The organism is Teichococcus deserti (assembly GCF_001982615.1).
In the GTDB taxonomy this organism is placed as follows: Bacteria; Pseudomonadota; Alphaproteobacteria; order Acetobacterales; family Acetobacteraceae; genus Pseudoroseomonas; species Pseudoroseomonas deserti.
Genome location: NZ_MLCO01000315.1, coordinates 1 through 10,979, shown reverse-complemented (window position 1 = coordinate 10,979; position 10,979 = coordinate 1). Strand labels below are relative to the sequence as shown.

Annotated in this window: 12 protein-coding genes and 1 tRNA gene; 2 read left to right on the top strand and 11 right to left on the bottom strand. The window is 71.2% G+C overall.

The window, feature by feature from the left end; genetic code table 11:
• A partial coding sequence (locus tag BKE38_RS32430; protein ID WP_165694285.1) for a hypothetical protein occupies positions 1-591 on the top strand: 591 nt, incomplete at its 5' end.
• 98 nt (positions 592-689) lie between these two features.
• Here BKE38_RS32430 and BKE38_RS25500 read toward each other — a convergent pair.
• Both BKE38_RS25500 and BKE38_RS25495 read right to left on the bottom strand, forming a co-directional pair.
• A complete protein-coding gene (locus BKE38_RS25500; protein ID WP_076960022.1) occupies positions 690-1,865 on the bottom strand; it encodes a BaiN/RdsA family NAD(P)/FAD-dependent oxidoreductase in 1,176 nt (391 codons plus the stop codon).
• Between the two features lie 224 nt (positions 1,866-2,089).
• On the bottom strand, positions 2,090-2,632 hold the full coding sequence (locus BKE38_RS25495; RefSeq protein WP_076960021.1) for an NUDIX domain-containing protein: 543 nt from the start codon (positions 2,630-2,632) through the stop codon (positions 2,090-2,092).
• 92 nt (positions 2,633-2,724) lie between these two features.
• On the opposite strand from BKE38_RS25495, the gene BKE38_RS25490 reads away from it, so the two are divergent.
• Positions 2,725-3,822 (top strand): calcium-binding protein, encoded by a 1,098-nt coding sequence (locus tag BKE38_RS25490; RefSeq protein ID WP_076960020.1) that lies wholly within the window; start codon positions 2,725-2,727, stop codon positions 3,820-3,822.
• Between the two features lie 425 nt (positions 3,823-4,247).
• On the opposite strand, the gene BKE38_RS25485 is transcribed toward BKE38_RS25490, so the two are convergent.
• From BKE38_RS25485 to dcd, 9 genes are all read right to left on the bottom strand, one after another.
• Positions 4,248-4,323: transfer RNA gene (locus BKE38_RS25485), tRNA-Phe, on the bottom strand.
• Between the two features lie 129 nt (positions 4,324-4,452).
• Positions 4,453-4,638, bottom strand: a complete 186-nt coding sequence (locus BKE38_RS25480) for a DNA gyrase inhibitor YacG (RefSeq protein ID WP_083747863.1) — start codon at positions 4,636-4,638, stop codon at positions 4,453-4,455.
• A complete protein-coding gene (locus BKE38_RS25475) occupies positions 4,628-5,737 on the bottom strand; it encodes a ribonuclease E/G (RefSeq protein WP_076960018.1) in 1,110 nt (369 codons plus the stop codon). The genes BKE38_RS25480 and BKE38_RS25475 overlap by 11 nt, the downstream gene beginning before the upstream one ends.
• Positions 5,722-6,333 (bottom strand): Maf family protein, encoded by a 612-nt coding sequence (locus BKE38_RS25470; protein ID WP_420014337.1) that lies wholly within the window; start codon positions 6,331-6,333, stop codon positions 5,722-5,724. Before BKE38_RS25470 ends, BKE38_RS25475 begins: the two co-directional genes overlap by 16 nt.
• A gap of 5 nt (positions 6,334-6,338) precedes the next feature.
• On the bottom strand, positions 6,339-6,557 hold the full coding sequence (gene infA / locus BKE38_RS25465) for a translation initiation factor IF-1 (RefSeq protein WP_007003972.1): 219 nt from the start codon (positions 6,555-6,557) through the stop codon (positions 6,339-6,341).
• A 315-nt stretch (positions 6,558-6,872) separates the two neighbouring features.
• Positions 6,873-8,162 carry a histidinol dehydrogenase gene (hisD, locus tag BKE38_RS25455; RefSeq protein ID WP_076960015.1) on the bottom strand — a complete coding sequence of 430 codons (1,290 nt, stop codon included), beginning with the start codon at positions 8,160-8,162 and terminating at the stop codon, positions 6,873-6,875.
• On the bottom strand, positions 8,159-8,860 hold the full coding sequence (gene hisG / locus BKE38_RS25450; protein ID WP_076960014.1) for an ATP phosphoribosyltransferase: 702 nt from the start codon (positions 8,858-8,860) through the stop codon (positions 8,159-8,161). Before hisG ends, hisD begins: the two co-directional genes overlap by 4 nt.
• Positions 8,861-8,896: 36 nt before the next feature.
• Positions 8,897-10,171, bottom strand: coding sequence for a UDP-N-acetylglucosamine 1-carboxyvinyltransferase (gene murA, locus BKE38_RS25445; protein ID WP_076960013.1), 1,275 nt, complete (start codon positions 10,169-10,171; stop codon positions 8,897-8,899).
• 12 nt (positions 10,172-10,183) lie between these two features.
• Positions 10,184-10,738 carry a dCTP deaminase gene (gene dcd, locus BKE38_RS25440; RefSeq protein WP_076960012.1) on the bottom strand — a complete coding sequence of 185 codons (555 nt, stop codon included), beginning with the start codon at positions 10,736-10,738 and terminating at the stop codon, positions 10,184-10,186.
• Positions 10,739-10,979: the final 241 nt, after the last annotated feature.

Below are 10,979 nucleotides of genomic sequence, written 5' to 3'. Positions count from 1 at the left end.
CGGCCGGCGCTGCTGCTCTTCGAGGCGCCCGACCGGCTGCTGGCCCATCTCTCCGTGCTGGACCCGTTGACCGGCGCGGTGCTGGAGCGCCGCAGCGGCGCGGCGGCGCAGTTCGACGCCACCACCGGCGCGCTGCAGCGGCCGCACGACCTCTTCGCCGACCTCGCCCGGCTGGGTGCCGGAGCGGGGCAGGCGGTGCGGCCGGACCAGCAGATGGTGGCGCAGAATGTCGGCCCGCCCGACCGCGAGAGCGTCGCCGTCGCCCTGATCGACCCGCGCAGCCAGCAGGTGGAGCGTGTGCTGGTCGGCCGCCTGGGCGCGCCCGACACCCTGCCGCGGCTGGCCTGGCGCAGCGACGGCGCCTGGCTGGCGGGGCGCTTCTCCGGGCTGAAGCCGGGGCGGCTGACCGGCTTCGGCGGCGTGCGCCGGCGCGCCGCGGTCTTCCTCTGGCCGCTGGAGGGCGGGCGGCCGCTGGCGCTGCGACAGATCGACACGCTGCGCCACTTCGCCTGGAGCGGCGACAACCTGGCGCTGAGCTTCGTCGACGGCGATTCGACTCGGATCGCGCTGGTGGCGCCGCGGCCGCGCTAGAACGGTTTGCCTGCGGCAGGACGCAGGCAGCCCGTTCCAGCGTTGTGTTGGTCGCGTGATCCGGGCTTTCCGGTGTTGCCACCTCAAGCCAGCACGCTCTAGACGGAGTCGCCCGCCGCCCAGCCGCTGGCCCAGGCCCATTGGAAATTGTAGCCGCCAAGCCAGCCGGTGACGTCCACCGCCTCGCCGATGACATGCAGCCCGGGCACCGCCTCGGCCGCCATGCTGCGCGACGACAGGCCGGCCGTGTCGACGCCGCCCAGCATCACCTCCGCCTTGGCGTAGCCTTCGGTGCCCGCGGGCGTCAGCGACCAGTGCGACAGGGTCTGGCCGACCCGGCGCAGGTCGCGGTCGGTCTGCCGCGCCATCGGCGCATCGGGCAGCCAAGCCGCAGCCAGCGCCTGGGCCAGCCGCGCCGGCAGGACCTCGCCCAGCACGGTGCGCGGCTCCGCCTTGTGGCGGGACTGCTTCTTCTCCACCAGCAGCGCCTGGACGTCCTGGCCGGGCAGCAGGTCGAGGGCGATCGCCTCCCCCGGCTTCCAGGCGGAGGAAACCTGCAGGATCGCCGGCCCCGACAGGCCGCGATGGGTGAACAGCACCGCCTCGGGGAAGCGGTGGCGGCCGGCGCGGGCCACGGCGGGGACGGCCAGGCCCGAGAGCGGCCGCATCAGCTCCAGCAGCGCGCCATCGAAGGTCAGCGGCACCAGGGCAGGGCGGGTTTCCGTCAGCGCCAGGCCGAAGCGGCGGGCGATGTCGAGCGACAGCCCGGTCGCGCCCATTTTCGGGATCGACAGCCCGCCCGTCGCCAGCACCAGCGCCGGTGCCGAGAAAACGCCACGATCGGTGGTGACGGTGAAGGCGTCGGCGCGGGCGACGTCGGTGATGCGGTGGCCGAGGCGGAGCTCGACGCCCACGGCCGCGCATTCCGCCAGCAGCATGGCGACGATCTGCCGCGAGGAGCCGTCGCAGAACAGCTGGCCGAGCGTCTTCTCGTGCCAGGCAATGCGGTGCTTCTCGACCAGCGCCAGGAAGTCGGCGGGGGTGTAGCGCTTCAGCGCCGACTTGCAGAAATGCGGGTTGGCCGAAAAGAACCGCTCGGGCGTGGTGCCGGTGTTGGTGAAGTTGCAGCGCCCGCCGCCGGAGATCAGGATCTTCGAGCCGGCCTGCGGCGCATGGTCGAGCACCAGCACGCGCCGTCCGCGCTGCCCGGCGCGCATCGCCGCCATCAGTCCGGCCGCTCCGGCCCCCAGCACCACCGCGTCGTAAGTCTGCATGGGCCGGCTTTACCCGACCGGGCCGGGGGAGCGCCAGAAACTATCCCCAGAACAGGTGGACGAAGCTGGGGATAAGCCGCCGGACTTCATGGGGACGGCGCTTGAGCCTTTCCCGATGTTTCTGTTGCCGACAGGGGAGGGCGCGAAAGGCCCCGGGGCGATGTTGCGTTGCCGCACCGTGCAGGGGGGCGTGATATCCCATCACGCACAACCTGGAAGGCGACCTAGAAAAAACCCTTGAGGCGGGCCATGGCGATGGCGGCCAGGCTGGGGGCGTCGACCAGCACGTCGTCGCGGATCATCGCCTCCACCTCGGCCAGCGGGAAATGGCGGCAGACCAGATCCTGCTCGGTGGCCTCGCGCTGATGGTCCTGCTGCGTCAGTTGCGAGGCCCAGAAGATGTGCCCGCGCTGGTTGCAGTAGCCGGCGCCCTGCAGGATTCCGCCGATGCGCACGAGGTTCCGGGCGACCAGGCCGGTCTCCTCGCGCAGCTCGGCGGCGGCGAGCTGGGCCGGATCGGTGTCGGGCGCGGACTCCCAGGTGCCCATCGGCAGCTCCCACTGCCGCTGCCGCACCGGGTAACGATATTGTTCAACCAGCGTCAGCCCGCCGTCATGCCAGGGCAGCAGCACGACGAAATCGCTGCGCTCGACGACGCCATAAAGGCCGTCGGAGCCGTCCGCGCGGCGGATAATGTCCTCCCGCACGCGCAGCCAGCGGTTTTCATAGGCGACGCGGCTGGAGACGGTCTCGATCTCTCTCGTCATGCACACAGATCCTTACGCAACCGGTTTCAGGAAACCTCTGGCCGCGCCGTCGGTTGTCCTGCCGCACGAAGCGAAGCAAAGGAGAAACGCCAATGGCTGTCTATATCGGTACCGCCGGTGACGATCGTCTGGTCGGCACGAATTCCGATGACACCTTCGCGGGCGCCGCCGGCAACGACTTCATCGAGGCGCGCGGCGGCAACGATCTGATCGACCCGGGCACCGGCAATGACCGCGTCGAGGGCGGCGATGGCCGTGACACCGTCAAGGTGATGGGCGACCAGCAACAGTACCAGGTCTTCCGCTATGACAGCGAGGGTCTGGTGCGCGGCCCCGACGGTGTCGACACTCTGCTGGACGTCGAGGCGGTGCAGTTCACCGGCGTCGGCGGCACGCTCGACCTCAAGGACGTGAACGAGTTCTTCGCCTATTCCTACATCGCCTCCCATAGCGACCTGACCCAGGCCTTCGGTGCGAATGCCGGCGCCGGCTGGGCGCATTTCCGCGATGCCGGCGCCATCGAGGGGCGTGAGATCACCTTCGACGGCAATGCCTATCTCGCCGCCAACACGGACGTGCTGGCCGGCTGGGGCGCCAATGCCGATGAATCCGGCGCGCGCCACTACCTGGAGTTTGGCCGTGCCGAGGGCCGCGAGACGGACTTCGCCGGACTGTCCTACATCGCCAGCTATGACGACCTGCGCAGCACCTTCTTCCTGAACGAGGATGCGGCGACGCAGCATTTCGTGCAGGACGGCTTCAAGGAAGGCCGCAGCGTCACCTTCAGCGGCCTTGAGTATGTCGCGTCGCAGTCGGATCTGCGCGACCTCTGGGGCGGCCTCGACCAGAAGCAGATCGAGGACAAGGGCGCGCAGCACTTCATCGAAGCCGGTGCGGGCGAGGGGCGTCAGACGAGCTTCGACTCCCTGCAGTACCTGGCGAGCCATCGTGACCTGATCGATGTCTATGGCCAGGCGAGCACCACCGGTCAGATGGAGGATCTCGCCGCCATGCACTACATCCAGTACGGCGCCGAGGAAGGCCGCACCACGGATCGCTTCAACGAGCAGTCCTATGCCGCGGTCAACACCGACCTGGCCGGGCTCAGCGCCGACCAGCTGGCGCTGCACTGGATCCAGTACGGCGTCGACGAGGGCCGCACCGGCGCCTACGACCCCGTCATCGCCTGACGACAGCACCGGCCCGGCGGACTGCTCCGGGCCGGCCTTCGCGGCGTGGCCGGGTTCGCCCCGCCGCCTCGCGCCGATCACGAACGAAACGCCCCGGTGCAGGCCGGGGCGTTTTTTCATGCCTGCCGCGCCGAGGCCCGGCCTGACCGACCGGCGGGAAATTCATGTGGAAATCGCAACGAGATGAGGGCCGGACTTCGCGAAGGCCGCCGCCGACGGGCCGCCTTACCTTGGCAGCTGTCCCTTCACGGGCCTGGGCCGCACCTATGACGGGCGGCACTCCTCGGCCAGCAAGGCTGGATGGATGGCATTCGTGCTGTGCGAGCAGGCAAGGATGGCCGTCGTCGCAGCGCACCGTCCGCAGGACTTCTGCCACAGCACAGCGGCGCCCTGAGCCGGAAACCATCGAATTTCAGGGGGGAGAATGGTGCCCAGAAGTGGAATCGAACCACCGACACTGCGATTTTCAGTCGCATGCTCTACCAACTGAGCTATCTGGGCCCATAGTGCAGCGCCTCGAGAGGCGCCGTCGGCAGATGGCGGGGAAATACCGGACGCCGTGGCGCTTGTCCAGCGCCCAAAGCCGATTGTTTTGCAAACGCGTGAAATGGCCGCGTCAGGGCTGATGCCTCAGGGCTGGTCCTCGGGATCCTCGTCCTCGACCGGGCGGCCCGGGATGGCATAGCCGCCGTTCAGCCAGCGGCCGAGATCGACCTGCTTGCAGCGATCGGAGCAGAAGGGACGGTGGGCCGGCTCGCTCGCCCTGCCGCAGACCGGGCAGCGCGGGCGGGGCTTCGGCGTGGTGTCACTCGGCATGGACATGTTCCTGGCCGGGGGGGCAGAGCGGGTCGGGGCGCAGCGCCAGGGCGCCGGCGCGTTCGGTGAAATCGTCCAGCGCGCCGGGGCAGTCGGCCAGCGCCGCCAGCACGGCGGGCGAGGCGGTCAGCGCCAGCCGGGCGCCGGGGCGGCGAGTGGCCTCGGCCAGGCCGCGGCGAAGCGCCGCCAGGCCTCGGGTCAGCGGCGAGGGCGGGTCGCCCAGGATCTCATGCAGCGGCGTGTGGACCCGGCGGCGCTGCAGCTCGATCAGGCCGAGGCCGGTCAGGCCCATCAGCTTCAGCGCGGGGTCGGCGGCGACCAGCGGCGCCAGGCCGGGCAGCAGCTCGCGGCGGCGGGCGATGGCCATGCCGGCCATGTCGACCAGGATGGCGCCGGCGAGGTGGCGCAGGCGGATCTGCCGCAGCGCCTCGGCCAGGGCGGCGGCGTTCAGCGCCTTGTGCGCTGTGGCGTCGCGCCCGCCGGAAACGGCGCCGGCATCGATGTCGATGGCCAGCAGGGCCGGGGTCGGGTGCAGCGTCAGCCGCCCGCCGCCGGGCAGCGCCACCGCCATGCCGGACAGCAGCTCGAATTCCTCTTCCAGCGCGTCGTCGAAGGCGGGACGCGCCGAAAGCTCGATCCGGGCCGTGCCCAGAACCCCGCGCAGCCGGGCGGCGGTCGCGGCGTGGTCGGTGACGATCATCGCCTCGGGGTTTTGCGCGGCCAGGCGAAGGGCCGCTTCCGGCCCGCGGGACAGCAGCCGGACCGGGCCGGTCACCGCCTCGGGCGAGGGCCGGGCGGCCAGGCGCGGTCCCTTGCCGCCCTGCGCCGCGCGGGTGACGGCGGCGCGCAGCCAGTCGCCTTCGCCGCGGCCCTTGCCGCCCTCGGAATCCGGCAGGAATCCGGTCTCGCCGCCGGTGAGCGCCAGGAAGACGCCGCCCATGGCCGGGGCGCGGGCAGCGACACGGGCGACATGGAGATCGCCCAGCCCCTCCGGCCGGTGCGGCCGCTCGACGAAGGCGGCGTCCAGCGTGTCGCCCCGGCGCAGCGCCACGCGCCGCTCGCCGGGCGACACCGACAGGACGATCAGGGGCGCAGCCACCCGATGCCCCGCAGCAGCTGGGCGGTCTCGTGCAGCGGCAGGCCGACCACGTTGGAATGGCTGCCCGAGAGGAAGCGCACGAAGGCCTCGGCCGATTCCTGGATGGTGTAGCCGCCGGCCTTGCCCTGCCATTCGCCGCTGGCGAGATACGCCTTGGTCTGCGCCTCGGTCAGGCGCTGGAAGCTGACGACGCTTTCCACCACCCGGGTCAGCAGCCGCCCGTCGGGCAGGCCCAGCGCGACCCCGGTATAGACCCGGTGCCGCCGGCCGGAGAGCAGCGCCAGGCAGTCGCGCGCCTGCTCGATCGTCTCGGCCTTGGGCAGAATGCGGCGGCCGACGCCCACCACCGTGTCGGCGGCCAGCACCAGGCCAGAGGGCTCGGCGGCCATGACGGCGCGCGCCTTGGCCTGGGACAGGCGGCCGGCCAGCTGGCGCGGCAGCTCCTGCTTCAGCGGCGTCTCGTCGATGTCGGGGGGGCAGACGCGCGCCGGCACGACGCCGATCCGCCTCAGCAGATCCAGGCGGCGCGGGCTGCCGCTGGCGAGCACCAGCGGCGGACGGGCATCAAGCAATTCGGGGGCCGCGAGGCCCGCCACGGACATTACTTGAACCGGAAGGTGATGCGGCCCTTGGTCAGGTCGTAGGGCGTCATCTCGACGTTGACGCGGTCGCCGGCCAGGACGCGGATGCGGTTCTTGCGCATCTTGCCGCTGGTATGGGCCAGGACCATGTGCTCGTTGTCGAGCTTCACCCGGAACATCGCGTTGGGCAGAAGTTCAACGACCTGGCCGCTGAACTCGATCATATCTTCTTTCGACATCAGACCTCTTCATTGCGGCAGGCGACGCGGGTTGCGCCGGACATCTCCGCTTCGGACGTGGGGGAACGGCCGCCGCAGAACCTGCGCCGGGGCATTCGTGGCCAGAACATGATGGTCTGGCCGCGGCTGGTCAAGGACAGCCCGCGCGCGGCAGCCCAGGCCGCGGCGCGGGGGATGGTGCCGCGCCGCAACGACCTGGCCTGTTCATCGCGTGACCTGCAGTCGGCCGCAGGCCGGCTGAGGCCGCGAAGGCGGCCCGCGCCGCATGGCGCGCCAGCCACGCCCGCGGAGACGGGCGCCGGCGCCTGAGGCCAATCAACCAAGCCGCAGGCTGATGCTGCGGGCATGGGCGGACAGGCCCTCGGCCTCGGCCAGCGCCACCGCGGCGGGGCCGATGGCCTCCAGCCCCCGGCGCTCGGCGCTGATCCAGGTCGTCCGCTTCAGGAAGTCATAGACGGACAGGCCGGAGGCGAAGCGGGCGGTGCGGCCGGTGGGCAGCACGTGGTTCGGGCCGGCCACGTAGTCGCCCAGCGCCTCCGGGCAATGCGCGCCCAGGAAGGCGGCGCCGGCATGGCGGATGCGGGCGAAGAGGGGGCCGGGCTCGGAGACCATGATCTCCAGATGCTCGGGCGCCAGGCGGTCGACCAGCCGGGCGCCTTCCTCCCAGTCGTGGACCACGATGATGGCGCCGTGGCGCCGCCAGCTCTCGCCGGCGATTCCCGCCCGCGGCAGGGTCAGTAGGGCGTCCTGCACCGCATGCTCGACGGCGTTCGCCATCTGGTGGCTGGTGGTGATCAGGATCGACTGGGCGCTTTCGTCATGCTCGGCCTGGGCCAGCAGGTCCATGGCGATCAGCGCCGGGTTCTGGCTGGCGTCCGCCAGCACCACCACCTCGGAGGGGCCGGCGATGCTGTCGATGCCGACCCGGCCGAAGACCTGGCGCTTGGCCTCGGCGACATAGGCATTGCCCGGGCCGGCGACGCGGTCCACGGGCGCGATGGTCGCCGTGCCCCAGGCCAGGGCGGCGATCGCCTGGGCGCCGCCGATGCGGAAGATCTCGGTCACGCCGGCGCGGTGGGCGGCGGCCAGCACCAGGTCGTTGAGCACCCCGTCGGGGGTGGGGACGCACATGGCGATGCGCGGCACGCCGGCGACGCGGGCCGGGATGGCGTTCATCAGCACGGACGACGGATAGGCCGCCTTGCCGCCCGGCACGTAGAGGCCGACCGCGTCGATCGAGCCCCAGCGCAGGCCGAGCGTCAGGCCGAGCGGATCGTCGAGCTCCACGTCGCGCGGCAGCTGCGCGGCGTGGAAGCGCTCGATCCGGGTGGCCGCCAGGTCGAGCGCGTCCAGCAGCTCGGGGGCGCAGCGGGCGCGGGCGGCGTCGATCTCGGCCTCGGTGACGCGCAAGGCCGCGGCGTCCGCCGGCGTCCAGCGGTCGAAGCGGCCGGTCAGGTCCAGCAGCGCGGCATCGCCCCCGGCGCGGACCTCGGCGATGATGCTGGAGACGGCGGCGTCGACCTTGGTCGTGGTCTCCCGCGCCTGGTCCAGCAGGGCCAGGAAGCCGGCCTCGAAGCCGGCATCGGCGGTGTTGAGGCGGATCATGCGGCCACCTTGTCGAGCGCTGCGCGGAAGCGGGACAGCCAGTCGCCGATCGCCTCGGGCCGGGTCTTCAGCGCCGTGCGGTTGACGATCAGGCGGGAGCTGATCTGGGCGATGACCTCGGTCTCGGCCAGGCCATTGGCCTTCAGCGTCGAGCCGGTCTGCACCAGGTCGACGATCAGCTTGGCCAGGCCCAGCGAGGGGGCCAGCTCCATGGCGCCGTTCAGATGCACCACCTCGGCCTGGATGCCTTTGGTCGCGAAATGCCGGCGGGCGATGTTGGGGTACTTGGTCGCGACGGCGACGCGGGAGCGGCGGCCGAGCGTCTCGGTCTCGCTCTCGCCCACCGGCTCGGCCACCGAGACGCGGCAGCGGCCGATGCCGAGGTCGAGCGGCGCGTAGATCTCGGGGTAGTCGAACTCCATCAGCACGTCGGCGCCGCAGATGCCGATCTGGGCGGCGCCGAAGGCCACGAAGGTGGCCACGTCGAAGGAGCGGACGCGGACCACGTCGAGCGCCGGGTCGTTGGTCTCGAAGCGCAGCCGGCGGCTGGAGCCATGGAAGTCGGCGGCCGGCACGATGCCGGCGGCGCCGAGCAGGGGCGCCAGCTCGTCCAGGATGCGGCCCTTGGGCAGGGCCAGGACGAGGGGCTGGTCACCCGCGAAGGTGCCCCGGTCGGGGCTGGCGAGGGGCTGGTCCATGGCGGGTTGTATCACCGGAAGGGTGCCATGGCCATGTCAGCCTGGCATGCGTTCGATGTCGGCGCCGACGGCCGCGAGCTTTTCCTCGATCCGCTCATAGCCGCGGTCGAGGTGGTAGACGCGGTTGACGATGGTCTCGCCCTCGGCGGCCAGCGCCGCGATGATCAGCGAGACCGAGGCGCGCAGGTCGGTGGCCATGACCGGGGCGCCGGACAGCTTGGCGACGCCGCGGACGATGGCCGAGGACCCGTGCGCATTGATCCGGGCGCCCATGCGGGTCAGCTCGGGCACATGCATGAAGCGGTTCTCGAAGATGGTCTCGGTGATCATCGAGGCACCGTCGGCCACCGCCATCAGCGCCATGAACTGGGCCTGCATGTCGGTGGCGAAGCCGGGGAAGGGCTCGGTCATCACGTCGACGCCGTGCAGCCCGTTCAGGCGGCGGCAGCGGACGCCGTCCTCCTCCTGCAGCATCTCGACGCCGGCCTCGCGCAGCGAGCGGGTGCAGGCGCCGAACAGCTCCAGCGTCATGCCTTCCAGCAGCAGCTCGCCGCCGGTGATGGCGCCGGCGCAGGCGAAGGTACCGGCCTCGATGCGGTCGGGCAGGATGGCATGCGTCGTGCCGTGCAGGCTGTCGACGCCATGCACCGTCAGCCGGTCGCTGCCCTCGCCCTCGATCTTTGCCCCCATCGAGACCAGGCATTTCACCAGGTCGGTGATCTCCGGCTCGCGGGCGGCGTTGATCAGCTGGGTGGTGCCCTCGGCGAGCGTCGCCGCCATCAGCAGGTTCTCGGTGGCGCCCACCGAGACCTGCGGGAAGATGATGCGGGCGCCCTTCAGCCGGCCCCCATTCTCCCCTTTCGGCACGTGGGCGTTGATATAGCCGGCCTCGAGGTCGATCACGGCCCCCATCTGCTCCAGCCCCTTCAGGTGAAGGTCGACGGGGCGGGTGCCGATGGCGCAGCCGCCGGGCAGCGAGACGCGGGCCTGGCCGAAGCGGGCCAGCAGCGGGCCCAGCACCAGGATCGAGGCGCGCATCTTGCGCACCAGGTCATAGGGTGCCTCGAACTGGGTCGCTGCGCCGTCCAGCAGGATCTGCCGGGTGGTGGTGTCGTGCTCGACCTTCAGCCCGTGCTGCGCCAGCAGGTTGCCCATGGTGGCGACGTCGGCCAGGGCCGGGGCGTTGGTGAGCACCACAGCCTGCTCGGTCAACAGAGAAGTGGCCATCAGCGGCAGGGCGGCGTTCTTGGCGCCGCCGATGGCGATGCGCCCATCGAGCCGGCGGCCGCCCTGGAGGCGGATGCGATCCATCAGGTGAGCCCCTTACAGCCGCGGCAGCGCGACGCCGCGCTGGCCCATGTATTTGCCGCGGCGGTCGGCATAGGAGATCTCCGGCTCGCCGGCGCCCTGCAGGAACAGGAACTGGCAGATGCCCTCATTGGCGTAGATGCGGGCCGGCAGGGGCGTGGTGTTGCTGATCTCGATGGTGACCTGGCCTTCCCATTCCGGCTCCAGCGGGGTCACGTTCACGATCAGCCCGCAGCGGGCATAGGTCGACTTGCCCAGGCAGATCACCAGGACGTCGCGCGGGATGCGGAAATACTCGACCGTATGGGCCAGCACGAAGGAGTTCGGCGGGATGATGCAGGTCTCGCCCTTGCGGGTGACGAAGCTATCATCCGAGAATTTCTTCGGGTCGACGAGCGCGTTGTCGACATTGGTGAAGACCTTGAACTCGTCGGCCACCCGGGCGTCGTAGCCGTAGGAGGAGAGGCCGAAGGAGATAACCCCCTCGCGGCGCTGGCTCTCGACGAAAGGCTCGATCATGCCGTGCTCCGTCGCCATGCGGCGGATCCAGTGGTCGGGCATGATGGGCATGGCGAGGGGACTTCCAGGGCTGCGGCGTTGGGCGGCCGGGATAGCCCAGTGGCCCCCCGGCGGCAACCGGAGCCTTGCCGGGACGCCCTGCTGGGGACGCTTAGTCGGGGGTGTCCTGCGGCGCCGGCCTGGCTGCGGCCGCTTCCTCCTCGGCCCGGCCGCGGCTCTGCGCCTTGCGGCGGCGCAGATTCTCGCGCAGCGCGGCGGCGCGGCGGGCGTCGCGCTCCTGCTGGGCGGCGCT